Source organism: Desulfovibrio desulfuricans, from assembly GCF_004801255.1.
Taxonomy (GTDB): Bacteria; Desulfobacterota; Desulfovibrionia; order Desulfovibrionales; family Desulfovibrionaceae; genus Desulfovibrio; species Desulfovibrio desulfuricans_C.
This window is the reverse complement of the sequence record NZ_CP036295.1, coordinates 824,304-850,753: the sequence shown is the minus strand read 5'-3', so window position 1 is coordinate 850,753 and position 26,450 is coordinate 824,304. Positions and strand designations below refer to the sequence as shown.

Annotated in this window: 20 protein-coding genes; 11 read left to right on the top strand and 9 right to left on the bottom strand. The window is 61.4% G+C overall.

Annotation, left to right across the window (positions count from 1 at the left end; translation table 11 throughout):
* Positions 1 to 83 precede the first annotated feature (83 nt).
* A complete protein-coding gene (locus DDIC_RS03420; RefSeq protein WP_136399152.1) occupies positions 84 to 1,838 on the top strand; it encodes a lysophospholipid acyltransferase family protein in 1,755 nt (584 codons plus the stop codon).
* A gap of 195 nt (positions 1,839 to 2,033) precedes the next feature.
* Here the strand turns inward: DDIC_RS03420 and DDIC_RS03415 are convergent, their stop codons facing one another.
* Entirely contained in the window at positions 2,034 to 3,695 is a 1,662-nt protein-coding gene (locus DDIC_RS03415; RefSeq protein ID WP_247647541.1) for a bacteriohemerythrin, read from the bottom strand.
* Positions 3,696 to 3,799: 104 nt separating this feature from the next.
* Here DDIC_RS03415 and yedF point away from each other — a divergent pair, with 104 nt between their 5' ends.
* Positions 3,800 to 4,402: a sulfurtransferase-like selenium metabolism protein YedF gene (gene yedF / locus DDIC_RS03410; protein WP_136399150.1), complete on the top strand. Its 603-nt coding sequence runs from the start codon at positions 3,800 to 3,802 to the stop codon at positions 4,400 to 4,402.
* 205 nt (positions 4,403 to 4,607) lie between these two features.
* On the opposite strand, the gene DDIC_RS03405 is transcribed toward yedF, so the two are convergent.
* The 5 genes from DDIC_RS03405 to DDIC_RS03385 form a co-directional block, all read right to left on the bottom strand.
* Positions 4,608 to 5,807, bottom strand: a complete 1,200-nt coding sequence (locus tag DDIC_RS03405; protein WP_136399149.1) for an iron-containing alcohol dehydrogenase — start codon at positions 5,805 to 5,807, stop codon at positions 4,608 to 4,610.
* Between the two features lie 553 nt (positions 5,808 to 6,360).
* Positions 6,361 to 9,357, bottom strand: a complete 2,997-nt coding sequence (locus tag DDIC_RS03400) for a hypothetical protein (protein WP_247647540.1) — start codon at positions 9,355 to 9,357, stop codon at positions 6,361 to 6,363.
* 429 nt (positions 9,358 to 9,786) lie between these two features.
* The gene (locus tag DDIC_RS03395; protein WP_247647539.1) at positions 9,787 to 10,545 is read right to left on the bottom strand and encodes a hypothetical protein; all 759 of its coding nucleotides are present in this window, start codon (positions 10,543 to 10,545) and stop codon (positions 9,787 to 9,789) included.
* Positions 10,542 to 10,886, bottom strand: coding sequence for a hypothetical protein (locus DDIC_RS03390; protein WP_136399148.1), 345 nt, complete (start codon positions 10,884 to 10,886; stop codon positions 10,542 to 10,544). Before DDIC_RS03390 ends, DDIC_RS03395 begins: the two co-directional genes overlap by 4 nt.
* A gap of 8 nt (positions 10,887 to 10,894) precedes the next feature.
* Complete coding sequence (locus DDIC_RS03385) at positions 10,895 to 12,187, bottom strand: YIP1 family protein (protein WP_136399147.1); 1,293 nt, start codon at positions 12,185 to 12,187, stop codon at positions 10,895 to 10,897.
* A gap of 324 nt (positions 12,188 to 12,511) precedes the next feature.
* Here DDIC_RS03385 and DDIC_RS03380 point away from each other — a divergent pair, with 324 nt between their 5' ends.
* Both DDIC_RS03380 and DDIC_RS03375 read left to right on the top strand, forming a co-directional pair.
* Positions 12,512 to 13,732 carry a sodium:calcium antiporter gene (locus DDIC_RS03380; RefSeq protein WP_136399146.1) on the top strand — a complete coding sequence of 407 codons (1,221 nt, stop codon included), beginning with the start codon at positions 12,512 to 12,514 and terminating at the stop codon, positions 13,730 to 13,732.
* A gap of 103 nt (positions 13,733 to 13,835) precedes the next feature.
* The gene (locus DDIC_RS03375) at positions 13,836 to 14,924 is read left to right on the top strand and encodes a DUF3298 and DUF4163 domain-containing protein (RefSeq protein ID WP_247647538.1); all 1,089 of its coding nucleotides are present in this window, start codon (positions 13,836 to 13,838) and stop codon (positions 14,922 to 14,924) included.
* 96 nt (positions 14,925 to 15,020) lie between these two features.
* Here the strand turns inward: DDIC_RS03375 and uvrC are convergent, their stop codons facing one another.
* Positions 15,021 to 16,904 (bottom strand): excinuclease ABC subunit UvrC, encoded by a 1,884-nt coding sequence (gene uvrC / locus DDIC_RS03370; protein ID WP_136399145.1) that lies wholly within the window; start codon positions 16,902 to 16,904, stop codon positions 15,021 to 15,023.
* 188 nt (positions 16,905 to 17,092) lie between these two features.
* Positions 17,093 to 18,304, bottom strand: coding sequence for a tryptophan synthase subunit beta (gene trpB, locus DDIC_RS03365; RefSeq protein WP_136399144.1), 1,212 nt, complete (start codon positions 18,302 to 18,304; stop codon positions 17,093 to 17,095).
* A 234-nt stretch (positions 18,305 to 18,538) separates the two neighbouring features.
* Between trpB and thyX the strand changes: the two genes are divergently transcribed.
* The gene (gene thyX / locus DDIC_RS03360) at positions 18,539 to 19,333 is read left to right on the top strand and encodes an FAD-dependent thymidylate synthase (protein ID WP_136399143.1); all 795 of its coding nucleotides are present in this window, start codon (positions 18,539 to 18,541) and stop codon (positions 19,331 to 19,333) included.
* A gap of 79 nt (positions 19,334 to 19,412) precedes the next feature.
* Here the strand turns inward: thyX and DDIC_RS03355 are convergent, their stop codons facing one another.
* A complete protein-coding gene (locus tag DDIC_RS03355; RefSeq protein ID WP_247647537.1) occupies positions 19,413 to 20,765 on the bottom strand; it encodes an O-antigen ligase family protein in 1,353 nt (450 codons plus the stop codon).
* A 146-nt stretch (positions 20,766 to 20,911) separates the two neighbouring features.
* Here DDIC_RS03355 and DDIC_RS03350 point away from each other — a divergent pair, with 146 nt between their 5' ends.
* The 6 genes from DDIC_RS03350 to DDIC_RS03325 all read left to right on the top strand — a co-directional run bounded on the left by DDIC_RS03350 (position 20,912) and on the right by DDIC_RS03325 (position 26,432).
* Complete coding sequence (locus DDIC_RS03350; protein WP_136399141.1) at positions 20,912 to 21,637, top strand: NYN domain-containing protein; 726 nt, start codon at positions 20,912 to 20,914, stop codon at positions 21,635 to 21,637.
* A 245-nt stretch (positions 21,638 to 21,882) separates the two neighbouring features.
* A complete protein-coding gene (locus DDIC_RS03345) occupies positions 21,883 to 22,620 on the top strand; it encodes a basic amino acid ABC transporter substrate-binding protein (RefSeq protein ID WP_136399140.1) in 738 nt (245 codons plus the stop codon).
* Between the two features lie 69 nt (positions 22,621 to 22,689).
* Positions 22,690 to 23,433, top strand: a complete 744-nt coding sequence (locus tag DDIC_RS03340; protein WP_136399139.1) for a basic amino acid ABC transporter substrate-binding protein — start codon at positions 22,690 to 22,692, stop codon at positions 23,431 to 23,433.
* A 185-nt stretch (positions 23,434 to 23,618) separates the two neighbouring features.
* Positions 23,619 to 24,419, top strand: a complete 801-nt coding sequence (locus DDIC_RS03335; RefSeq protein WP_136399138.1) for an amino acid ABC transporter permease — start codon at positions 23,619 to 23,621, stop codon at positions 24,417 to 24,419.
* A complete protein-coding gene (locus DDIC_RS03330) occupies positions 24,406 to 25,152 on the top strand; it encodes an amino acid ABC transporter ATP-binding protein (protein ID WP_136399137.1) in 747 nt (248 codons plus the stop codon). Before DDIC_RS03335 ends, DDIC_RS03330 begins: the two co-directional genes overlap by 14 nt.
* 128 nt (positions 25,153 to 25,280) lie before the next feature.
* Positions 25,281 to 26,432 carry a tRNA-specific 2-thiouridylase gene (locus tag DDIC_RS03325; RefSeq protein WP_136399136.1) on the top strand — a complete coding sequence of 384 codons (1,152 nt, stop codon included), beginning with the start codon at positions 25,281 to 25,283 and terminating at the stop codon, positions 26,430 to 26,432.
* Positions 26,433 to 26,450 lie beyond the last annotated feature (18 nt).

Below are 26,450 nucleotides of genomic sequence, written 5' to 3'. Positions count from 1 at the left end.
CGCCAACGTAAGATCACTGAGGAATCGGAACGACGCCAGCCAGACCGCCACGCGCAGCCTGGCCCAAGAACAGGAGAATCCCCATGCCCGGCAATGCAGATATTTTACCCCTTGCACCTGGCCGCCCGTTGGTCAGAAGCGTCGGGCGGCTGGCCCGCGCTATGGCCCGTCAATTTTCGGGTTTTGCCCGGCTGGAAAAGATGGCCGACACGCTGCCCCAGTGCGGCAACCCTCAAACCTTTGCCACAGCCTGCCTCACCGCGCTGGATGTGAGCCCCGACTGCCTGCGCGGCGACCTCGGCCGCATCCCCGCCGAGGGGCCGGTGGTGCTGTTTGCCAACCACCCCTCCGGAGCGCTTGAAGGCCTGATGATGGCCGCCCTGTGCGGCAGAGCCCGGCCCGACCTCAAAATCCTCGCCAGTGAAGCGCTGCTGCGTATTCCGCAGCTGGCCCAGCTGGCTCCCATGTTGCTGCCGCTGAATCTCTCGGGTGGCGCGGCGGCCAACGCGGCGGTATTGCGCACAGCCATGACCCACCTGCGCAACGGCGGCGCGCTGGGCATTTTTCCCGCCGGGCGCGTGGCCCGCTGGCAGCCGGGTCGAGGCATCGCCGAGCAACCGTGGTCGCGCCTGCTCAGCAGACTGGCTGGCCGCAAAGCCGACATCCACGGCCTGAACTTTGTGCCCCTGCACATGTCTGTGCGCTGCAATCCGCTGTTTATTGCCGCCACGACCCTGCGCGAAGACATGGGCGAGGCACTGTTGCCCCACACGCTGGTACGGCAGCGCGGCAGCCGCGCCCGCATGATTGTTGGCGAGGCCATCCCGGCGGAGGTTCTGACCGGTCTGAACCACGAGCAGCGCACCCACTGCCTTGCCCTGTGCCGCTCGGCGCTGGGATCGGAAGGGCATGCGGGCATACGCGGCGAGCAGTGCGTCCCCCTGGCCCCTGCGGCCGCCAAGATGGACATCATGGTCTGCCTGGCGGCCCTGCCGGAAAACCGACTGCTGGCCCGCGAAGGACGCTACTGCGTTTATCTGCTTGAAGGCAACGAATCGCCCCTGCTGCTGGACGAGCTGACCAGAAAACGCGAGGAGGCCTTTCGCGCACTGGGCGAGGGCTCTGGGCAGGAGCGCGATACAGACCGTTACGACCCCCAGTACTCGCACCTTTTACTGCTGGACGAACAGGCCAAGGCCATTGCCGGTTCGTACAGGGCGCGCGTGGTGCGCCCCGACGACGCCAGCCTCTGCACCAAAAAGCACCTCTACACGGCCTCGCTGTTTGCATATGATCCGGAATTTTTCGATCATTGCGGCAATGCGCTGGAACTGGGCCGCGCCTTTGTCTGCCCCGAATACCAGCGCGACTACACCCCCCTGCTGCTGCTGTGGAAGGGCATTGGCCAGCTGGCCCTGCGCAACAGCGTGCGCACCCTCTTTGGCCCCGCGAGCATTGGGCTGAACTACCGGCAGCAGTCTGTGGACCTGCTGTGGCGGCATCTGCGCCTGCGCCACTGGGACGCCCCCCTGGCAAGCCTTGTGCGCGGCAAACAGCCCCGCAAGCTGCGCGAAGAGCTGCCCTTTGCCCAACACCTGGACTACAAGGCCGTAAACAGCCTGGTACGGCAGATGGAAGGCGGGCGCACCCTGCCCATACTTTTTAAACACTACCTGCAGCTGGGCGGGCGTATTGCCGCCTTCCACGAGGACAGAACCTTCGGCACGCTGGACGCTCTGCTGGTGGTAGATCTGCTCAATGCGCCCGACAAGCAGCTGCGCCGCTATGTGGGCGAAGAAGGCATGCGCCAGCTGCGCAACGGAGCCGGGCCGCTGTAACATTCAGGTTGCGGGTGCACCCCAGGGCACGCCCGCAACCTGCCATCAGCCGTCCCTCACGGCAATTTGCGCCAGCAGGCGCGCAGGGCGTCGCCGCTGCCCCATGGCGACGCCCTTATTTGCGGCCTGCAACAAAAAAGGAGGCCCGTGTGGGCCTCCTGAAACTGACGGCAAACCGCCTGAGCCGACGTGCCGCTACACCGATGCGGGTTCCTTGTCCTCCGGCCTGAGGAAGGGCAGATAGGTAGGGTCTGTCCCCATGATGTGCTGCACGAGCCAGTCCTTGAGAAATGTCAGCAAATCCATGCTCACCGTGGCCGTGCCCATGCGCAGCTGTTCTTCCACCTCGTCCAGCTTGGCGACAAACTTTTTGTGTATCTGCATATGCTCGGCTGCCGCCTTGTACGCGGGCACGTTAAACAGCTTTTCTTCATCGCTGAAGTGCGTGGCCGTGTAATCGCGCAGCTTTTTGAGCACCGCTGCAAGGTCGGAAACCGGCTTGTTGTGCGTCATGGTTTGGTACAGCTCGTTGATGTAGTCGATCAGCAGCCTGTGCTCCCTGTCCACCAGCGGCACATGCAGCGCCAGCCTGGGCGTCCAGTCCACAAAATTGTCTGAGGTGGCCTGATCATAATCGCCCGCCACCAGCGCGTTGACAATCATGTCCAGCTCTTCCATGCCGCTCTGGAACGTCAGCAGCGATGCCGTAAACACTTCCATATTTCTGGACGTGTTTTCCGCTGCACCGCGAATTTCTTCCAGTGCGCCGTTGGTTCCCGCGCTGTGCTCCGACTGCTCCGCCGCGCCAGCCGCAATGGTGGTCAAATGCCCGGCGGTATCGGCCATGCTTTGCAGAATGGCGCGCATCACGTCACCGGCGTTGTTGGCCTTGTCGGCCGCGTCAACGCTCAGCTGGGCGGCCTTGTCCACGGTCAGCACATTTCGCCGGGTTTCATCCTGAATAGCCTTGACGGCCTCTTCCACTTCCTTGGTGGCGCCCATGGTTTTTTCCGCCAGCTTGCGCACCTCGTCGGCCACCACGGCAAAGCCGCGTCCGGCTTCGCCCGCGCGAGCCGCCTCAATGGCGGCGTTAAGGGCCAGCAGGTTGGTCTGGTCCGCCACCTCATTGATAACGTTCATGACCTGACCGATGTTGCTGGCTTTTTCGCCCAGGCCGGCCATGGCCTCCTTGAGCAGAACAATGGTGTCGCGCGCGCTGTCTATGGATCCTACAGCGCCCTCGACCTCCTGCTCGCCCGTGGCCGCGCTGGCGCTGGAGCTCTGCGCGGACTCCGAAAGCTCGCGCACGCGTATGGACGCCTGACTGGCGGAATCGGCCACGTGTTCCATGGCGGAGCTCGTGTCTTCAAGCCTGTCGCGCTGCACGGCAACCGCGCCGTTAACGTCCTTGATAAGGCTGGCAAGCTTGCGCATGTCGCCAGAAAGCCTTTTGCACACGTCGTGGGCCTTGTTCAGGGCGACGACGCCGCGCCCGCGCCGTTTGCGCAGTGTTTCCGCCAGCTCGACGGCTTCCTTGAGCCTGGCCTCAAGCTCGCGGTTATGCGCTTGCAGCGAATCCACCACCTGCGCATCAACCCTGGTTTTCAGCGTTTCGCGCAGGGCATCGATGCACTGCACGGCCCGCAGTTCCACATCTCCCTCGGCGGCGGATGCAGCAGAAGCGTCGTCGAGGCATTGGCCCAGCCGTGCGCACCGGCCTCGCCGGGCCTGCCACAGCCACGCGTCGGCAGCCGCGCACGCAGCAGCAATGGCGACTGCAAGCCAGCCCATGCCCTGCACGCCGCCCAATACTGTCAAACCGCCCAGTGCGGCAATAATTATAATTTGAAGAGCCATGCCCATGAGATGCCTACCTTCGTTTGACTTGCCTATCGGCTTGTTTCTCACTACGCTTAGCCTTAATAGTTGTAAATCTCACATAATACTGCTGGAGAATGCTCATGGAACTGCTTGATTGCAGGGGGCTTGCCTGCCCCCAGCCTGTCATGCGCAGCCGCGACGCCCTGAGCGGCGGAGCCGACGCGCTTGAAGTTCTGGTGGACAACGAGCCCGCACGCGAAAACGTGAAGCGTTTTTTGGAAGGGCGTGGTTTTACAGTCGCCGTGACCCAGGAAGGCCCAGATTGCTGGCGCGTCAGCGCAGCTGCGGGCGCAGAAGCCCCCGCCCCGCAACCGGCTGCGCAGGAAGCCCCGGCCACCGTCTGCGGCAACCGCACCCTTGTGCTCATAACCACCGAAACCATAGGCCGTGGCGACGACGCCTTGGGCGCCAAACTTATGGGCAACTTTTTGGCGACGTTGCCGGAACTGGGTCAGAGGTTGTGGCGTGTTATACTGATCAACGGCGGCGTCAAACTGGCGTCGTGCCCCGGCCCTGCACTGGATGCGCTGAAAAAGCTGGAGGCGGAAGGCGTGTCGGTGCTGGTATGCGGCACATGCCTCGCGCATTTTGGCCTGCTGGAAGCAAAGACGGTGGGTGACACCTCAAACATGCTTGATATAGTCACGAGCCTTGATCTGGCCGGCAAGGTCATCCGGCCCTGAGGCGCAGGCCGACGGGCATGGGCTGCCCGGATATGCAAAAAGCGGCATGGACTCCATGCCGCTTTTTTTGTTTTCTGGGTGACTGCGTGCCCGCCAGCAAAAGAACGGCGCGGATATTCCGCGCCGTTCTTTTATTTGTGCGTTCCTGTCGGGCAGTCAGCCTGCGCCGCAGGACAGTTCAGTCTACCGTCATGCCGACCGGCGGTTACAGGGCAGCCTTGTAGATGGCAGCCACGGCCGCATCGGTCATGGAGCGGGGGTTGGTAAGACCGCAGGCGTCTTTCTGGGCATTGGCGGTCATGGTGGGGATGTCGGCTTCGCGCACTTCCTTGCCATACTTTTTGCCCAGGGCGATCAGGCCTTCAGGGATACCCACATCCTTGGACAGGATGTTGATGGCGGTGATGGCCTTGCGCGAGGCTTCGTCCGAGCTGATGCCCTGGGTGAGCTCGCCCAGCAGCTGGGCGATGCGGCCAAAGCGGCGGCGGCTGGAGATACGGTTGTATTCGCTCACATGCGGCAGAAGGATGGCGTTGCATTCGCCATGGGGCAGGTCGTAGAAGCCGCCAAGCTGGTGAGCCATGGCGTGCACGTGGCCGAGGCTGGCGTTGTTGAAGGCCATACCGGCGAGGTACTGGGCGTAGCACATGCCTTCGCGGGCTTCCTTGTCGCGGCCGTTGGCAACGGCGCGGCGCAGGTAGCGGTTGATGTATTCCATGGCTTTTTCAGCACAGGCGTCGGTCATGGGCGTGGCAGCGGTGGATACGTAGGCTTCCACGGCATGGGTCAGAGCGTCCATGCCGGTGGCGGCGGTAAGCGCCGGGGGCATGCCCATCATCAGGATGGGATCGTCAATGGCCACGCTGGGGGTGCAGCGCCAGTCGACGATGGCCATCTTAACCTTGCGCGAGGTGTCTGTGATGATGCAGAAACGCGTCATTTCCGAGGCCGTGCCAGCGGTGGTGTTTACCGCAACATACGGGGGGAAGGGCTTTTTGGACTTGTCCACGCCTTCATAGTCGTGGATTTTGCCGCCGTTGCCGGCCAGAAAGCCCACGCCCTTGCCGCAGTCGTGGGAGCTGCCGCCGCCAAGGGTAATGATGCTGTCGCACTTTTCTTTTTTGTATACTTCAAAAGCTTCAGCGACGTTGTTGTCGGTGGGGTTGGGGATTGTTTTGTCGTATATGGCGTACTTCATCTTGGCGGCGTCAAGGATGTCGGTAATCTGCTTGAGAATGCCGACGCTCACAATGCCCTGGTCGGTAACAACCAGTGGTTTGGCCCCGCCAATGCTTTTCAGGCGAGCAGGAATCTCTTTGGAACAACCCTCGCCAACCAGAGTGACGTTGGGGATAAAGAACGAGGTGATCTGACCCATATGCATGCTCTTAAGATCTGTGCTCATCCGTGACTCCTTTTGTTATACAGGGCTACAACAATACATAATAGCTCTGTCATAGGTATGAATTACTCCTGTGGATAAAAATAGACCATATAAAATGGCAATGCAAGCATATCGTCGCATTTGTCTAGTTCTTTTTTTCTCTTTTTTTTGCAGTCTCAAGTTCTTTTTTGCACATATTATTGCTTTCAGTGGTTCTTTTTTGCACAATCACACCATTGATTGGTTGACCACACAACATGCACGCTTGAAACAAAACCGTGATATGATACGCAAGTTTTGCCCCGCGCCCATCTTTTCTCCCCCCCCAAAAAAACAAAAAACCACCGATGAAAGTATCTCTCATCGGTGGCGTGAAGACGGGAACCGCGTCGTCCCCATACTTCGCTTGTGGATGGGGCAGGCCCAGTTACGGCGGCATGCGCCGCACATGCGGCACGAAAGTGTGCAGCCGCGCTCCAGGTATCAATACCTGCGGCATGGCTAGCAACCATGCCAATTAATTAGCTTAGTATCAGTTTTTAGCCATTGTACGCCGCAATAAGGAGCCTGCGGATCAAAAACTGCCCGGCTCGCGCATTTTTCCGGGTCGGCACAGGCGGCTCAAGCGACGCAGGTATTCCTTGCGTTTGTCCAGATAAAACGCCAGCGGCCGGGAAAAATTACGCCCAAGCAGGCCGTCCACCAGCATCTGGCTGACCTCGCGCTCGCGCGTGAGCACAAGCTGCGCCCTGGCAAGCACGTTGCGGTCGGCCTCGGGCATGACTCGGGCTATCTGCCTGAAGGCATCCTGGGCACGCGGCTGGTAAAACCATATATACATAAGATCCAGCGCGTTGATGATAAAGGCCCGTTCAAGCTCCTTGCCCATCACGCCGCCGCTGCCCTGCATGCCGCCCGTCTTGGCCAGCTTGATCAGCGCGTCCTCGTCGGGAAACAGCAGCTCAAGGCGCGTATAGCAGTCAAAAACGTTGGCCAGCTTGCTGCGGTAGTCCCACCTGCGCATGCGCAGGTTGACCTGGCTGTCGGCATAGCCTTCGATAATCGCGGCAACCGTGTCTGACGCCATTTTGGAAATAACCGCGGCACTGGGCACCAGATATATGGTGGGGTTGTCCACGCCCATAAAAAAGGCCATCTGGTACAGCGCCCAGTTGTACAGCGAAGACACGGGGATAGCCAGTATGCTGCGAAAAAGGTTGCCAATGGCCGCCTCTTTGGGAAAACCGCGAAAAACATTGTGCGCGCACAGGTAGATGCCGTTGACCAGACTGAGCACGCCAAAGACCACCCATGGCGTCTGGGCCGCCGTAATGCCGAGGGTTCTGTCAAGCAGCAGCACACGCACCAGCATTTCGAGCAGCAAAACGGAAAAACCCGTAAACATGAGCGAATCACACAGGCGGCTTACATTTACCTGGTCTTTCCAGTGGATAAGCGTTGACCGCGTGGCCCCCTTGGCGGCCATGACCATCTGCACCACATTGCGCACGCCAGTGATGCCAAACCAGATAACCGTGCCGAACCAGGCCAGAAACCACCAGTTCTGGGTGTACATAAAGGAGAAAAACGCCGGGCAGAAGCCCAGCAGCACCTTGAGGCAGTTGCAGAAGGTGCTGTTGAGGTAGGCAGCCCCCAGCGGCTCGCTTCCCTTGACGCTGGGCTTGCCCAGCAGGCCGTTGCCGCTGGTCAGGCTGAGCCCGCCCAGATTGAGCACGTTGCCCTTGCCGCATACCTTGAAATCAACGCTGGCGGTCTTCCATACCGTGTGCCGCTTCATGCCCAGATGCCGACAGCCCGGCAGGGGGCTCAGCACGCTCAAGGCCCGCTGCCAGGGCGAGGGATTGCGCGGGATGGTGTACCGCACGCATTCCTCCACCGGCGAACACACGGGGATATCAGGTTGCTTTTCGTCACGGGCGTAAAACTTGCGGCTCCGCGCGGGCAGGGTCTCGCGCAGCACAAAGCCCATGCCGTACGAATCGCGGCTCACGGAGCTTGTGCCCAGACGCGAGCCAAGGGGCTTGTTGCGGTAATGCTCCCACAATTTTGGCACGTTGTGCAGGATGTGCCTGAACTTGGCCGCGCGCTCCTCGTCCTGACTGCACATACGCCGCGCCATGAGCCGGATCATCTGCTTGACGCGCGGGCCAAGCCCTTCGTTGAGCGCCTGCTGCAGTTCGCTGATGGCCTTGAGGCTGGCATGCTTGCCTTCCATCCAGCCGCGCATGTTGAAAATTTCGAGGTGGCTTATGCTGCCCTGGCTGTCCCACAACAGCTCGGCCACGTCTTCAACGCTCAGGCCCTTGGTGGTGAGCACAAGGCGGTAGCCGGGGTTGAGCTCCGACAGCTCGCGGGTGAGCTCGCCCACAGAGAGCTGCATGAGCGGCGGCAACTGGCCGCGCGCGCAGGGGTTGTTGAGGTCGGGCATTTCGGGGTGTTCCTGCGGCGAAAGCCAGTGGTCGGCAATGTATTCCGCCCCCAGATTTTCCAGAAACACCAGCTCGGCGGCGACTTCGTCGCCCTCGCTCTCGCGCAGCAGGGCCGCACGCTCGCGCAACGAGGGCAGCACATGGAGGTGCAGGGCCTCGGCAAGGTGCAGGGCAGAAGCCTGCCCCCGGCCCACATGCCGCAAAAACGCCTCGCCGGTCATCTCCGGCACGGGCACTTCCCACTGGGCTTCCAGCTTCGGGCGCTGATGCTCGTTCCACAGCGCCAGACTTTCCAGCACGCGCTCACGCCGCCAGCGCAGCACCTCGCGCCCGCGCTTCATGAGCTCCGCCATCTTTGGGCTGTGCAAAAATTCCAGAAAATCCTCGTTGGAGCTGAACCCGCGAGGAATCCAGAACAGGCTGATAAAGCGCCCGTAAAACGGCAGCTGAAATTCCAGGCCGATACGCACGGCAATGCCGGTTATTTCCGCAGCGCGCAGTATCTCCCGCGCGGCCTCGGGCTGCACCCAGTATTCGTAGGCCACGGTGAGGGAGCGCATGCCCTTGATCCAGGCGTCCATGATCAGGTGCGTGGGGGTTTTGCGCCCCTTGGTGTTGGCGTCGTATACGTGGTCGTCAAATGCCAGCTGGTTCCAGCTTTCGGGCATTTCAGGCAGGTGATAGCGGGCCAGCATGCGCCGCACCACGCGGGGCGTGCCCTGCACGGTGCGCCTGAAATCATGGGCCAGCTTGAGCTGCTCAAGGTGGTCGCCGTGGGCGCGCACCATGCTCTTCATGATCTGCATGAGCGCACGCGCCGTATTGCGCCGCAGGGCGGAGTGCGCGCTGTTGAGCACCTCGTCGTACAGCGTCTTGAGGGCAAGCAGACGGTCCCTGGCCTGGGTGCGCCCCGCCTGCAGGTTGCGCAGCAGGTTTATGACGGCGTACGCCATGCGTGAAACGGGCGTTGCCACCAGCTCCTTGATGCCATGGGGATGCAGGCTTGGGTCAAAAAGAAATGTGTCCGACTGTTTGCCGTCGGATTCCAAAATACGGTTGACCAGGGCCAGAATGTCTCTGTCCTGCCTGTCAAAATAAATACCATGCATCTTAGCGCACACGGCAAAACTCCTTTCTGCCGCTTTCCACATATTACAGGAAAGATCCGGCAAGGCTCCCCAGCCGCGTCATCGAGCCGCCTGCAAGGCCTGCGCGCAAAGCAGCTTGTGATGAAGTGAACAGCCCTAGTATTTCTTGCTACTTATCCTGTGGCAAGGGCTTCGTCAAACAGGGCTTTTTCTTCGCTTACAGCACGTCAAAAAAAGGGGTATCCCGCCCCGGCTCCATGCCCGGCCAGGACAGTGGCCAGGACTGCGGCCGGGACTACGGCCAGACGCGCACTGCACCGTAAGATATAACAAAATGCCCGCCTTAGCCATGTTGCTACAAAAAGCACAACCTCGGCCAAAACGGGCATTCTACTTCAGGCTGTCCCTGCAAGCGGCTTGCGAGAGCAGGCCGGGCAGGCGTTAAGCCGACGGGCAGGCGTCCTAAAAAGCCTTGCTGCCAAAGACGGTGTCAAAAAAGGATTTTTCCCTGGAGGAGGGGTCAACCCAGGCCAGAACCTCCCGCCCCATGTCCCAGGCCAGCGAGCGGGCGATGAAGCCCGAAGGATCGCCGGGGTTACGCTCGCGGATGGAGAAAAGATAAAAATCGTGCACCTGACGCGCTTCCATAAGCCCGCCCTGGGCCATTGACCACAGCAAGGTGCCCGAGCGGGCGTCGTACACTTCCATGGCCAGCGAAAGAGAGCTTGAGCCGCCGCTGCCGCCGTCCATATAATGGTTGATGTAACCGCCCACGACCATCTCGGCCCCGCGCTGGCGTGCAAGCGCAATGGCGCGCGAGGGTTCGTACGGCGCCCCCTGGGGGGCGTACTCCAGCGTCTGAAAGGCGTTGAGCGACAACCAGACCTGCCAGACCTGCCGCGAGAGCATTTCGCTAAAGCTCACGGGATTGGCGATCTGCTGGGTGGCCCGCAACGGCACAAACAGGGCGCGCGGCCTGCGCCCCAGCACGGTCTGGGGGGCCACATATACGGCTGGCGGCTGACGGCGCACAAAGTTGTTTATCTGCACCTGAAAAGGCGTGCCAAAATCACCGGTGACGTTGACGGTTCTGTTGCTGTCGTCCGTCGGGGCGGAGCAGCCGCCCAAAAGCATCACCACCGCCAGCGCCGCCATCAATGCCCCTCGCCTGCATGTGCGCAGGCCCCAGGCATTGTCTGCCCGAACATTGTGAAGAATCATTGAGTTTTCTCCGAGGCCAGACTTGCCTTTTGCATGGAATCGAGCAGCGTTGCCCTGGCCTGCGCCAGACTTTCGTACAGATTGCGGCGTTTATCCGCCGGGATGCTGCAAAACGAGGTCTGTCGGGTCATGAGCGCAAGGCTGCGCATTTCCCGCCCTAGCTGCGCCAGATGGCGCGATTCCGCTTCCGCCAGCGCACCGCTGCGACCGGCCAGCTCTGCCAGATGCCCAAGGTCTTCTGCCTGGGCACGGATGCTGTCGGGCCTGATGGCTGCGCCATATTTACGACGGTTGCGAAATTCGTGCCAGAACTGCGCAATCCTTCGCCAAAAGCGGGGCATGGCAATCCTCAGAATTGGGCGGCCTTCATCACCTGCAAGAGCAGCGGCGCAAGCAGCAGCGCCACAGGGGCAAAGCCCATAAGCGCCTGAGGCCACGTAAGGTTGAGAACCGTGCGACAGCCCACAAGCACGCAGGCGATCATCCAGATAAAGCCCACAATGGAACCCAAAAGCGGCACAACGCATAGCAGCGAAGGCGCGGCTGCATAGGCCGCCACCTGAAACACCAGGGAGAACTCGGACCGCCTGCCCGAAATAAACCCGTAGGTAAAATGCATCAGCGCGGTCAGCACATACAGCTGCACCACCGAAACGCCCGTTTTGAGCAGTATGGTCATGGGCAGGCTGAGCTGGGGCGAAAGCAGAATGAGCATTTTTTCCAGCTCTGGGTCAGAGGCGGCGCTGGGCGACATGAGCGAAAGAAAAATGCCCGACCACACCCTTTCAATGACCACCTGAATAACGCTGATGACCAGATAAAACACCAGGGGCCGCACCTGAGAAGAATCAGCCCGCATGTGCTCAAAAAAATTGTGTGCGCCAAACATGACCCGCATGCAGGTATGATAAAAGGCGGAGATCCAGCCGTCCGGCTCGGGCGCGGTCTCCCAAGGGTTGGCCGGGCCGGAGTTTTCGTCGGCGGGGTTGTCGTCATACCTGGCTGCCTCGCGTGCGTAGGCCTCGCTGGCGGCGCGGTTGTCGTCGCCTTGTCCGGCATCGTCGCCAAACAGGCCGCGCCGGGACTTGCCGTCCTGAGGCCTTTGGTCGTCGCGTTCGTCAGGGCGCTCATCCGCACGGCCGCCCGCGCGGTCATCGTCCTGCCCGCCGAGTTGCCCAAAAATATTTTTTCCGCCCAGCAGCCCCCAAAGGTTGCCAAAGTTTTTTTGTTCTTCGCCCTCGTCTGGCGCATTTTTGCCAGATGGCTGCCGCCGGTCGCCTGAAGCGGCCTCACGGCGCGGCTCGCTGTCAGATGGGGAGCGGCTCGCCTGGCTGCCGGGCACAATGGCTCCGGGAGGCAGGGGGTCGTCGCCGCCGTCATGCCAGCTGCCCTGAGGCGGTTCGGGCTGCTCCAGGCGATCCGGCCCGGCATGGGCCGTCCCCGAGGGCTGCGCAGCGTCGTTGCCGTGCGCCCCGCTGTCGACGGGTTCTTCCGGCTCGCTCAGAACATCGGTTACTCCCGTGCCGGGTACAAGGCGAAACCGGCAGGCGCAATGGGGGCAGGTAGCAATAACGGCCTTGGAAGGCGCACGATCGGCGGGCAATTCGCGGCTAAAGCCGCAACGCGGACAGGTAATATTCACACAAAACTCCTAGGCTGGCCGGTAAAACCGGCGCACGATTCCCGGTTACTTTAGCCGCAGCCCACAGTGCTGGCAAGTGCCGCCGCCGCGACATTATGCAAACAACCGTAAAACCGGCCACGGGAGCGGTTATCGCCCGGCGGCGATATTGACAGCCGCGCTGCTGGAGCCTATATTTGATTTTCAAGGGGAGTAACTGGGTTCATGAAACCCGGGCGACATCAACAGCATGGTCATTGACCTGGTGTCGCCGTCGGTTCCGCCGATTAGTGAGACCTTGGCGTTAACGCCAGGGTCTTTTTTTTATTTTTTTAAGGAGAGCATATGACAGTCCGTGCTTTGCGCCCCTACATCATTGCCGTTGGCCTGACCCTGCCCGGCCTTTGCCTGCGTTTTATTCATCCCGACATTTCACCGCTGGTTGTGGCCCTGCTCTCGGGCATGGCCATACTTGGCGCGTCGTTTTTGCTCACCTGGGCGTGCGAAGTGGCCCAGATGGACATTCCCCAGGCAGTGGCGGTGGCAGTGGTGGCATTTATCGCCGTGCTGCCCGAATACGCCGTGGACATGTACTTTACCTGGATGGCGGGGCAGCACCCAGAGAGCGCGTACTCCCATTACGCCATCGCCAACATGACAGGCGCAAACCGGCTGCTGATCGGCGTGGGCTGGTCGGCCATCGTGCTGGTGTTTGCGGGCAGGTTCCATACCGGGGTTTCACTGCCCGACGACAAGCGTACTGACGTGCTTTTTCTTGGTCTGGCGACTCTTTATGCGCTATTCATCCCGCTCAAGGGTTCGTTGACGTGGATTGACGGCGTGGCCCTGCTGGGCATCTACATCTGGTACATCTGCATCATCGCGCGCAGACCGGTGGAGGAAGAAGAACCCGAAGGCCCCGCAGCCCTGCTGGCGCAATTTGCCAAAAAAGTACGGCTGCGCAGCGTGGTGCTCATTTTTATTTTTTCGGCACTGGTCATCCTGTGCAATGCCGAACCCTTCAGCGAAAGTCTGGTGGCCAGCGGCAAGCTGCTTGGCATCAACGAGTTTTTGCTGGTGCAATGGCTCGCGCCCATTGCCTCCGAGTCGCCCGAATTCATCATTGCGCTCATGTTCGCCTCGCGCGGCAACGCCTCTCTGGCCCTGGGCAGCCTGCTTTCGTCCAAGCTCAACCAGTGGACCCTGCTCGTGGGCATGATCCCCGGCGTCTACGCCGCGTCATTTGGTTCGCTTTCTCCCTCTATAAACCTTGACACCCACCAGTTTCAGGAAATACTACTGACGGCCGGGCAATCCCTGTTTGCCGTGGCCCTGCTGGTGGATTTGCGCCTGCAGGTGCGCGAGGCGGTGTGGCTGCTCGTCCTTTTTGCAGCCCAGCTGCTTTCGCCCCTGTATGACGCCCAGTTGGAGGCCCTGCTGGGACTTGCCCACGACCCGCTGCGCCTGCACTACTTTTTTGCGCAGGTGTATCTGGTGTTGGCGGCGGCGCTGCTGCTCCGCAACTGGCGGGGTCTGCTGCGTCTGCGCGAAGGGTTCAAGGTTTAACACTGTTGTATTTGTCGCCCGCATGCCCTGCCCTGCGGCTCGCATGCGGGCTTTGCCGCAAAACCCCGTCGGCCTGCCTGTATGGCCGCAGCACTGGATAGCTATGCCCAGCCTTGTATCTTTTTTACTTTTGACCCTGCTGTGTCTCGTGCAGACCGCCCTTGCCGCCCGTCTGCCTGAAATGCAGACCGCGGGACCACTGAAGGCTGAAACCGCCGTCCAGAGCAACGGGGACATTGCGCCCCCATCAGGGGACGCGTCCGCCCTGCCCCGTGCCGCCAGCGCCGGTCAGGCTGAGACCGCCGGTGCGGCCACAGGCGGGGAACAACGGGGAGAACCCGCGCCGCGCGCCAACATGGCGGGCACGCCTCCGGCGCGCGAAATCGCCGCAAGCCCGGCTCAGGGGGCAACGGTACAGAACCCTACAGATCAGACCAGCCCGACCCAGGATGCAATCAAGAAAGTAAGCTTGGGCGAAGGCGTGGGCGATGCCCAGGACGAAACCCCAGGTCGGGGCAAAACCGGCCAGGATACCGCCGCAGCCATCATCTCTGGTTCGCGCCGCCCCGGCATCATTGAGCACCAGATCGTGCGCGCCAACCGTGGGGACAAGCCGGACATCAACCTGAGCTACCCCTCGGTGGGCATACGGGCCATTGACGCCAACATCCGCAACTGGGCCACCGGCATTGCCGACGCCTTTGAAGAGACATTTGCTTCGCCGGGGCTGTACCCGGACGAAAACCGCCCGAGGCCGGAGCTGTGGTGTTCGTACGCTCTCAGCCACCCTTCGGACAAGGCGCTGAGCATTACCTTTGAGGTCTGGACATACACGGGCGGGGCGCAGGGCAACCTGGACGTCATAACCCTGAACTACAGCCTGCTGACAGGCCAGCGCCTGGGACTTGTGGATATTTTTGAAGACCCTGACGCGGCTCTGGCCATTATGTCCTCATGGTCGCGCAAGGAGCTGACCCCGCGTCTTGGCGGCATGCGGCATGAGCAGTACCTGCGCACGGGCCTTAACCCCGTGCCCGAAAACTTTGCCAGCCTGACCCTGATCCCCTCGGGCATACGCATCAATTTTCAGCCCTATCAGGTTGCCCCCGGCATGGCGGGCGCGCAAAAAGTGGACATTCCCCTGGACGAACTGCTGCCCGCCCATCCCCTGATTTTGCTCTGGGGCAAATAGCCCCGAAACGGCTGTGCAGGATCCCCCGGTTGTTGCGACAAAAAAGCCCCTCGCGGGGCTTTTTTTATGGACAAAATGCGCCTTGCGCTGCAGCGCTCAGCTCAGGCCGCGCAGTTTTTCGCGCAGCAGGGCGGCCTTGGCCGGACCTATGCCCGGAATTTTACACAGGTCGTCCACCCCGGCGGCCCGCATGGCCTCAACGCTGCCAAAATGGTCCCACAGCAGACGCGCCGTGGCCGGGCCTATGCCCGGCAGACGCATAAGCTCTCCCGACAGGGCCGCGCCCTGACGCGCCCTGCGGTGACGCCCGATGGCAAAGCGGTGGGTATTGTCGCGCACGTTCTGCAAAAACAGCAGCTCCGGCCCGCCCTCGCGCAGCGGCAAGGGGTTGGCCCTGTTGGGCACAAAAATTCTGTCGGCCACATTGCCCGCGCGGCGGTCGGCGTGGCCCTCCTCGTCTCTGGCCTTGGCAATGGCGGCAAGGGCAAACAGGTCTTCGTTGCCCGCCTCGCGCAGCGCCCGCTGCACAGTGCCCAACTGCCCGCGCCCGCCGTCGATAAGCAGCAGATCGGGCCACGGAGGCCCGCTCTCAAGCCTGCGCGCCACCCAGGCGTACAGTGTGGCGTAGTCGTCGCCGCTGTCGGGCATGGCGTAGGCGCGGTACTGCGAGCGCTCCGGCTTGCCGTCCTCAAAAACCACCATGCCCACGCGGGTCTGCTGCCCTCCGGTGTGGGACACGTCCACGCATTCAATGCGCATGGGCGGCCCCGGCAGGTGCAGGGCTTTTGCCAGACGCTCCAGTATATTCTGCTCCGGCTTCTGCTCCTGCCTGCGGGCCTCCTCGCGCGCATTGGACTGCGCAAGGTCAATGAGCTGATTGTCGCCCGCGTTTTGCGGCGGCACGATGCGCACGGCCCCGCCCCGACGGTCGGCCAGGGTCTGCTCCAGCGTGTCGCGGGTCGAAACGCCGCTGGCGTCGGCAGCGCCGCCTGAGGCCTGCTCGCCGTCCTCTCCCGCCGCATCGTCCTGGTCAGCGGGAATCCACGGCAGCAATACGCGCGGGGGCGGCGTGGCCTGGCTGTAATACTGCCCCATAAACGACCACAAAAGTTCCGGCGCATCCTCAAAGGTCAGCCCCGACCAGTAAAAGGCGCGACCATCCGTTACCGCCCCGTTGCGCACGAACAGCAGCCCCAGGGCCAACCCCCTGTCTGCGGCAAACAGCCCCACGGCATCCATGTCGCCGCCGCCGGGCAGCACTGCCGCCTGCCGCTCCACGGTGCTTTCCACCGCGCGTATCTGGTCGCGCAGACTGGCCGCCTTTTCAAATTCCAGCTCTTCAGACGCCTGCTCCATGGCTGCCCGCAGCCCGCCCAGCAGTTCGGCCGAGCGCCCCTGCAGCAGTTCCGTAACCTTGCGCACGTTTTCGTTGTATTCCTGCGAGGTGACAATGCCCATGCAGGGCGCGGGGCACTGGCCCATAAAATGGTACAGGCAGGGCCGCACGCGGTTTTTCATGGCCCTGTCGGTGCAGCGGCGCAGGGCAAAGGCCCTGTGGATGAGCTTCCAGGTTTCGCGCGCGGCAAGCGCCGAGGTAAAGGGGCCAAAGTAACGTGCTCCGTCGCGCCGGGCCTGGCGCACAATTTCCAGCCGGGGAAAAGGATGTTTGGGGTTGATGCGAAAGAGCACGTACTGCTTGTCGTCGCGCAGCACGATATTGTAGTGGGGCCGGTGCTTTTTGATGCAGCTGGCTTCGAGCAGCAGGGCTTCTTTTTCGGTGGTGGTGGTCAGATATTCGATACTTTCGGCGTGCGAGAGCATGGCCCGCGTCTTGGCGGGCAGCCCCTCGGGGCGAAAGTACGAGAGCACGCGGCGGCGCAGCACGCGCGCCTTGCCCACGTAGATGATGCGCCCCTTGGCGTCCTTGTACAGGTACACGCCGGGCGTGAGGGGAATGCTGGAAGGTTCTGGCTTCTGCATGGCCGATTGGGGAAAAAGGACAATGCGGGGGAGAAAGCCCCAGGGCTCTCACCCCCCGCGCTCTTATGCAAAACACCTTGCGCCCATGCGGGCGCACGCCACGCCCGCCGCGCAGCAGCCGGACATCCGGCATATCCCGACCAAAACCGGTCAGGTTACGCAGACATTTCCGGGCAGGGCCAACGGCCCTATATCTGCCATTTCTGCATCATTTCGGCAACCTGCGCCACGTCCTTGTCGCCACGGCCGGAGAGGTTCACCAGCAGCATGGCGTCCCTGGGCATGGCGGGGGCCATCTTCATGGCGTGGGCCACCGCGTGCGACGATTCCAGAGCCGGGATGATGCCCTCGTGGCGCGAAAGTGCAAAAAACGCGTCCAGAGCTTCCCTGTCGGTCACGCTGACGTATTCGGCGCGGCCCATATCCTTGAGCAGGGCGTGTTCCGGCCCCACCGAGGGGTAATCCAGCCCGGCGGAGATGGAGTACACCTCGCCCGCCTCGCCCGCAGGGTCTTTGATCATGTAAGAATTAAAGCCGTGCATGACGCCGGGTTCGCCCAGGCACAGCGAAGCCGCGTGCTGGCCGTAGCTGTTGCCGCGACCGCCGGGCTCCACGCCCAGCAGGCGCACGCCGGCATCGTCAAGAAAACCCGCAAACAGGCCGATGGCGTTGGAGCCGCCGCCCACGCAGGCCAGGCAGGCGCTGGGCAGACGCCCCGTTTCCGCCAGCATCTGGGCGCGGGCCTCGCGCCCCACCACAGACTGAAATACGCGCACCATATACGGGTAGGGGTGCGGCCCCACGGCGGAGCCCAGCACGTAGAACATCTCCGGGTCTTCAATCCACATGCCCAGGGCTTCGTCCACGGCTTCCTTGAGGGTGCGCTGGCCGAATTTGGCGGCCACAACGCGCGAGCCCAGCATCTCCATACGGATCACGTTGAGGTGCTGACGCTCCATATCCACCTCGCCCATGCAGATGGTGCACTCAAGCCCCATCAGGGCCGCCGTGGCGGCTGTGGCCACGCCGTGCTGCCCCGCGCCGGTTTCGGCAATAACGCGCTTTTTGCCCATGCGCTTGGCCAGCAGGCACTGCCCAAGGGTATTGTTGATCTTGTGCGCGCCCAGGTGGTTGAGGTCTTCGCGCTTGAGCCATATCTGCGCGCCGCCAAGGCTGCGGCTCAGGTTGGCGCAGTGGAACACGGGGTTGGGACGCCCTGTGTAGTGCGAGCACAGATAATCCAGTTCTTTCTGAAAGGAGGGGTCTGCCTCGGCGGCCTTCATGGCTTCGGCCACTTCGTCCAGACGAGCCTTGAGAGGCTCTGGTACAAACTGCCCGCCGTAGGCCCCAAAAAAGCCGTTGCTGTCGGGTTTGCCGTAAGGGGCGGAATGCTGGCTCATGCTATCTCCTTGGTGATGCTGGGGTTCTGCTGGGTCCGCAGCCTGCTCTGCCTGCTGCGTAAAAAAACTCTGTAACTCTGTCGCTTTGCCTGTCCCATGTCAAGACGCCGGCCAAAAACCCGCGCAGGCCGCGCATTTTAGCCAGCCATGCCAGGTCGCCAGCCCGTTGCGCCCGCCTTGCCCGCAAAGCCGCTTTGCCCTATAGTCGCCTCTCAATAAAACAGGCGGAGTACCATGCTTGACGAAAAATTCACCGGCAACGGCAAAGTAGTGCTGCTGGCAGGTGGCGGAAAAATCTATACGGATATTGCCGCCCGCTTTGTGCGCAGCGAGCGCAGTCTCGAAGAAATTGCGGCCTCGCCCTACTCGCGCCAGATCGTGCAGAACATTCTCGATTCCGGCCACAGGGCGGCGCTTGAATTCGACTTTTTTCTTTTTGGCGTCGAGGGATACTCGCGCGTTACCGAAACCCAGCTGGTGCGCAAGCGCCTGGCCTCGTATCTGATCAAGTCTGGCCGGGCCGAGCTGAACGGCAAGCGCAGCTACTCTGTGGTGTATCCGCGCAGCGTGGCGCAATTTGCCGCGCAGGTGACCCTGCCCGACGGGCATGTCGCCAGCCTGAGCGGGCACGACCTGGCCGAAATTTCGCACCAGTGGTACGATGCAGGTCTCAATGCGGGCCTGCCCGAAGAAGACCTGCGCTACCTGAAACCGCAGGCTACGGAATTCAAGGCCATCATCGGCATGAACGCCCACGCCCTGCTCGACTGGTTTGCCATCCGCTGCTGCCGCAACGCCCAGCACGAGATACGCCATCTGGCATGGCAGATGCTGCGCCTCTGCCGCAAGGCCGCGCCCGATCTCTTTGCCGGTGCTGGCCCGAGCTGCGTGCAGATGGGCTATTGCCCCGAAAACAAGCGCCAGCATTCGCGCTGCGTGGGCCGCGTGCTCACCAAGGAGCAGGCCATGGAGATGTTGCGCGCCCACGGCGGGCAGCAGGCCAGCGCCGAGGACTTTACCGACCAGTAGCAACTGGTTGACCAGATAAAAAAACGGTTCCGTGCGGGTGGCGCGTGGAACCGTTTTTTTATCTTATGGGACAGGCAGGTTACGGGGTGGAAGACTCCACGGCAGAAGCCTCGTCTCGACGGGCCTGCGCAGCCAAATCGTCCGGGGCGGCCCCGAGGCCGTTTACCACCGCGCCGATCATGACGCCAAGGTGGCTCATGGCAAGGGCCAGCCACCATATGCGGTAAAAGTCATGCCCAAATATGCCGTTTACCAGCCAGCCGCCAAAGCCGATCCAGAACCAGGCCGTCATGCGCCAGTAGATACTGGGGCTTTTGCCCGCCATCTCAGCCAGCAGGCGGGGGCGGATGCGCCGGTATCCCCACCAGACAAAGCCCAGCAAAAAAATCATGCCCAGTGTAAAACCAATAATACCGTGGGCATAAAGCATATCCAGATAAAGATTGTGCGGATGACTGATGGTGATAAGGTCTTTTTCGGGGGTGAGCCCCAAAGCGCGAAAGGCCTCATTGTACCGCCCCGCGCCAGCTCCCAGCCAGGGATGCTCGCAAAAGACGCGCCAGGCGAGATCCCACAAGCTCCAGCGGCCATCGCGCTCCACAGCGCCGACCCCCGCGCGCCCTTGCAGCACAAGCACGCCCAGCAGGATGACCAGCGACATGACGGCAAATTTCCAGCGGCCACGCCCGCCGCGCAGCAGTATCCACAAGCCAAAGGCCGCGGCCACGGCCAGCGCCCCGCTGCGGCTGGCCGCCCCGATCAGCAGAAAAAATGCGGGCCACAGCAGTGCAAAACACAACAGCCCCGAAACCAGAGGGGACAACGCGCGGCGCAACACAAACCACAGGGCAAAAGCGGGAATCAGCGCCAGCGCTATGTAATTGCCCACCGTGTAGTCGCCGAGGCTGCCGGTGAGGCGACCGGCGTTGCAGGCGTAGCCAAAGATAAAATCCGCACCGGTAAGCGCCTGGTGCAGACCGTCGAGCCCCTCCCAAAAACAGGCCAGAACGCAGGCCCACACAAGGCGTCGCAGGTCTTTTTCGCCGTGCACGCACTCCATGGCGATAAATGGCAGGATAAAACCCTTGTTGATGCCTGTGCCCGCGTGCAGCACAGAAACCCAGACATGCTCTGAAAAGACAACCCCAATAGCGATCATGGCCCACAGGCAGTAAAAAAGCGGGCGTGCATCAAGCCTGCGCAGTACGCTTTTTGACCAGTTGTATCGATAGTAAAATAAAAGGAATATGAAGCAGACAACAGGCAAGACTTCGCGTGCGCCATAGCCGACAGGAAAGGTCGCCAGCGAAAGCCAGAACGACCAGAACAGCCATCTGTCCCACGGCGCGCCTGACGGATTGCGCTCCGCCTCAAGCAGACTCTGCCGCGCCTTCTGCCACTGATTTTTTGCCTCGGCAAGTATATTTTGCACTGTACGTGTCGCCTCTGGTTGGGTGTAGACTACGGCGCAAGATGTATCCGTTGGCGGGCATAAATTCAAGTGGCGGTAAATTCCTTGCATTAGTGGAACAGGCAAAATATACTTTTCAGATAAATTATTTCACCCTTGAGGTACATATGGCAAGATTTACCGGTTTTGACGAAGTATTCAGTGCGCTTTACGTTGATTTTGACAATATCTACACACGTTTTCTTGAAATTGACCCTGAGGCGGCACGCGCTTTTGGCTCCGTGCCGTACCGCTGGGTGCGCTGGATTGAAAACCACGCGCTGCGCATTCTTTACGGCGAGGGCGTACGCCGCCGCATTCTCAAACGCATGTGCTATCTGAACCCCCAGCGTTATCAGGAATACCGCAACCCCTTTATCCGCAGCGCCTTTCAGGTGGTTGACTGCCCCCCGCTGACAACGCGCGGCAAAACGAGCACCGATATCCACCTCGTTATGGACTGCATGGACGACCTCTCGCATTCCACGCATTTTGACGAGTTCATCATCCTTTCCGGCGACGCCGATTTCACCCCCCTGCTCATCCGCCTGCAGGAGCACGCCCGGCGCACGCTGGTGCTCTCGGTGGGCTATTCGTCGCCCGCGTACACGGCGGCGGCCTCGTGGCGCATCCGCGAAGACTGGTTTTTGCAGCAGGCCCTGCGCGATGAGCGCGCCGACGATGTGGACGACCAGCCCGTTCCCCCGGTGATGCCTACCGCAATCCAGCCGCCCGTGCCGCCCGTGCCCCGCGCGCCCCAGATGGCCCCGCACACGCCCCAGCTGGCCCCGCACGCGCCCGAGGGCAACGTGGATGACGAAGAGGACGGCCCCGCGCCGGGCAATGCGTGGTAAATACCTGCAAACTGTCGCTGCAACGGCCAGAAGCGCTTGACGCCGGGAGCCGCCGACGCTAAAAAGTGAGACGCTCTTTTCTGGTTGGTAGCCCGCTCTACTGGTGCACACCGCGCTTTCCGGCGAATCACGGACCGACGCACCATGCCGCCGTTTTCAGTGAATTCGGAGGCGGGTGCTGCGTAGCGTCCCCCATGACGCAACAGCGGCGGGCCTGAATAATAAAAACCTGGTTAGGAGGTCCTATGTTTCGCCGTGTAACTCTTGCCCTGCTCACCCTCGCCCTGCTCTGCGGGCCGGCGGCTGCCGCCGAAAAGTTCATTGTGGCCAGCGACTGCACCTGGCCCCCCATGGAAATGCTTGACGCCAACAAGCAGCCCGAAGGCTTCTCCACCGACTACCTCCGCGCCATGGGCAAAGCCGCCGGCTTTGAGGTAGAAGTGCGCAACATCGCGTGGGACGGCATCTTTGGCGGCGTGGCCACCGGCCAGTACGACATAGTGGCCTCCTCGGTGACCATCACCCCCGAACGCGAAAAGCAGTTTGATTTCTCCGCTCCTTACTATGAAGTGGTTCAGGCCGTGGTGCTGCCCGCTGGCAAGAGCATCAAGACCCTGGCCGACCTCAAGGGCAAAAAGGTGGGCGGCCAGATCGGCACCACCGGTATTTTTGTTATGCGCAAGGCCAATGCTGGCTCCGACATCAAGGAATACGACGATGTAGGTCTGGCCATCCAGGACCTCGTGGGCGGCCGTCTTGACGCCGTTATCTGCGACGACCCCGTTGCCATGTACTATGTCAACAAAAAGCCTGACACCGCCGGCAAGCTGAACATCTCGTTCAAGGCCGACGAAAAGGAATACTATGGCTTCACCGTTCGCAAGGGCCGCAAGGACCTGGTGGAAAAGCTGAACAAGGGCATTGCCGCTGTGAAGGCTTCTGGCGAAGACCGCAAGATTGCTGAAAAATGGCTTGGTAAATAACTAACGTTCCGTTTTCGCGGGGCGTTCGGGCATTGTCCTGAGCGCCCCGCCGTATTTTAAGGAGTGGACATGATTCGTCGCTTGATGCTGGCCCTGGTTGCCGTCTCCCTGCTGTGCAGCCAGGCTATGGCTGCGGAAAAATTTGTTGTGGCCACAGACTGCACCTGGCCCCCCATGGAAATGCTGGACGCCAACAAGCAGCCTGAAGGTTTTGATGTGGACTTCATCAAGGCCGTTGCCAAGGCAGCCGGTTTTGAGGTCGATGTGCGCAACATCGCCTGGGACGGCATCTTCGGCGGCGTGGCCACCGGCCAGTACGATATTGTGGCCTCCGCCACCACCATTACCGAAGAACGCCAGAAGCAGTTTGACTTCTCCGACCCTTATTATGAAGTAGCCCAGGCCGTTGTGCTGCCCACGGGCAAGGCCATCAAGACCCTTGCCGACCTCAAGGGCAAAAAGGTGGGCGGCCAGATCGGCACCACCGGCGTGTTTGTCATCCGCAAGGCTGGCGTTGCCGTTGACCTCAAGGAATACGACGACGTGGGCCTGGCTATTCAGGACATGCTGGGCGGCCGCCTTGACGCCGTCATCTGCGACGACCCGGTTGCGCTGTACTATGTAAACAAGAAGGCCGACACCGCCGGCAAGCTCAATATTTCTTTCAAGACCGACGAAAAGGAATTCTACGGCTTTACCGTGCGCAAGGACCGCAAGGACCTGGTGGAAAAGCTGAACAAGGGCATCAAGGAAGTCAAGGCTTCCGGCGTGGAAGCTCAGCTGCTGCAAAAGTGGATGGGCGCCTCCAAGTAATTTGTTTTTTGGCATTTTGCTGCTCACGGCTTCCGGGCGCACCGCCGGGAAGCCGTGAGCGTAAACCAGGGCAACAGCCGCACCGCAAACGGCCTTGCCCGCACCAGTGGGCGACATGCGCACGCCCGGCCCACAGGCCGGCAGCAATGCCGCCAGCCTCAAACGCGTTGTCATGAAGGACTGCGATGCACGATAAAAAAGATGGAAGCAAAGGCAACATCATTATGGTCACGGATGGAGCGTCCATCCCCGACCCGCGCGAATGGCGCCTGATCAATGCCTGGTCGATCGCTCTGGTGGGTGCGCTCGGAACCCTGTTTGCCCTTTGTACGCTTTGGCCCGAGCCCTACCTGCGCATTTTGCTTTACCTGCCGGATGGTGTGCTGATCACATTCAGAATCACCCTGCTTTCCATCTGCTGCGCTGTGCCGCTGGGCCTGCTTACTGGTCTTGGCCGGATTTCAAGCAACCGCCTGATCAACCTGTTGGCGTCCACCTATGTGGAAGTCATACGCGGCATACCCCTGCTTGTGCAGATATTTTATATCTACTACGCGCTTTCGCGTTTTGTGCAGGTCAGCGGCGTAACCTCGGCGGTTGTGGCCATCAGTTTTTGCTACGGCGCGTACATGGGCGAAGTTTTTCGCGCAGGCATCACCGCCATCAACAAAGGGCAGACGGAAGCCGCGCGCTCGCTGGGCTTCAACAGCTATCAGACCATGCGCCTTGTGGTGCTGCCCCAAGCCATGCGCACCATTCTGCCGCCTGTTGGCAACGAATGCATAGCCATGCTCAAGGACACCTCGCTTGTGTCCATCATGGCCGTGCCGGACATCATGCAGCGCGCACGCAGCTTTGTGGGAACCACCTACCTGTATTTTGAAACCTACACCATGGTGGCTATTCTTTACCTCATCATCACTCTCGTGCTCTCCAAGGCCGTGAGCATCATGGAATCCAGGCTGAACTACTATGACGGAAAATAGCTCCGCTCCCATTATCGCCATCAATCACGTCTGGAAGTACTTTGGTTCGCTGCCTGCCCTGCAGGATGTGTGTCTGGAGATTGCGCCCGGCGAACGCGTGGTCATCATCGGCCCCTCCGGGTCCGGCAAGTCCACGCTGCTGCGCTCCATCAACAGGCTGGAGCAGATAGACCAGGGCAGCATCATAGTTCAGGGTCAGGACATCCAGAGCGACGAGAACAACATCAACGAGATGCGTCAGAACCTGGGCATGGTTTTTCAGCAGTTCAACCTGTTTCCGCACAAGTCGGTGCTGGACAACCTTACCCTCGCCCCGCGCCACCTGCGCAAGCTCTCGCGTGAAGAGGCCGACTCCCGCGCTCTGACGCTGCTGAAAAAAGTGGGCATCAGCGACAAGGCCAACATGTACCCGGCCATGCTTTCGGGCGGGCAGCAACAGCGCGTGGCCATTGCCCGCGCCCTGGCCATGCAGCCTTCAATCATGCTGTTTGACGAGCCCACCTCGGCTCTCGACCCCGAAATGGTCGGCGAAGTGCTGGACGTTATGGTAAAGCTGGCCGAAGAAGGCATGACCATGGTCTGCGTTACCCACGAAATGGGCTTCGCGCGCACGGTGGCCGACCGCCTCATCTTTATGGACCAGGGCCAGATAGTGGAGATGGGCAAGCCCGAAACCCTCTTTACCGCTCCCCGGCATCCCCGCCTGCGCCAGTTCCTGAACCAGATTCTGTAATTCCGCTTTTGCGGCAGGCAGGGAGGCTTTTGACACGAGGCTCCCTGTCTGCCAGACTTCTCTCCGCACCTCCGCGATACCCGCGTACCGGCCGCAACACGGCATCCATTACAACCGCCCGACCAGATATGAACACGTACACTCCCTCTTCAACCACTGTAGCCGTGGCCGTGAGCGGCGGCGTGGACAGCCTTTGCGCCATGGTCATGCTGCGCAAGGCAGGCTTTAACGTTATGGCCCTGCACGGTCTTTTTTTGCCCGACGGAGCCAATGACGCTCCTGCGGGCCTGGCCGAGGCCTGCGCCGAGCTGGATGTACCCCTGCACGTGGTCGATCTGCGCGCCGAGTTTGAGCGCGAGGTACTCACGCCCTTTGCCGCCGCCTATGCCCAGGGCCGCACGCCCAATCCCTGCGCCTACTGCAACCGGGCCATCAAGTTTGGCGTTCTGCTTGATGCGGCTCTTGCCCTGGGTGCGGCCAAGCTGGCTACCGGGCATTACGCCCGCCTTGTTCCCGGCCCGGATGCGCCCCCGAGCGCTTCCTCAGACGCTGGCGACGCCAACTACCCGCCCCTGCTTGCAGCGGCGGCAGACGCGGCCAAGGATCAGAGCTATTTTCTCAGTCTTGTACCGCGTCAGCGGCTTGCCCGGGCCATTTTTCCGCTTTACGGACAAACCAAGGAGCAGACCCGCGCCATTGTGGCCGCCGCAGGGCTGATTGTGCCCCTGCCGTCGGAGAGTCAGGACATCTGCTTTGCCCCGCCCGTAGCCCAGCCGGGGATGTCCGCCGCCGAAGCGTACAGGCCTTTTCTTGAACGGCACTGGCAGGCGGCGGGCACGAAAGCGCCGGGGCCGGGGCCGGTGCTGCTGCGCGACGCTCAGGGCAACCAGCGCGAAATCGCCCGGCACAAGGGGCTGTGGCGTTACACAGAGGGGCAGCGCAAGGGTCTTGGCATTGCCCACACGGAGCCGCTTTTTGTGCTTGCCAAGGACAGCGCAGCCAATACTCTTGTGGTGGGGGCCCGCGCCTTGCTCGGCATACGCACCTGCCTTACCGGAGCGGCCAACATCGCCCTGCCCCAGCAGCTATGGCCTGCGAAGCTGCTTGTGCGCCTGCGTCACAGGCAGCGCCCCTGCCCTGCCTGTGTGCAGGTTGAAGGCGACCGCCTGCGCATAGTGCTGGATGAACCGCAGTTTCCCACGGCTCCCGGTCAGGTGGCAGCGGTGTATGATGCGGATGGACATGTGCTGGCTGCTGGCGTGGTGGAAGAGATGGCCTAAGATTACAGCTGCATATCT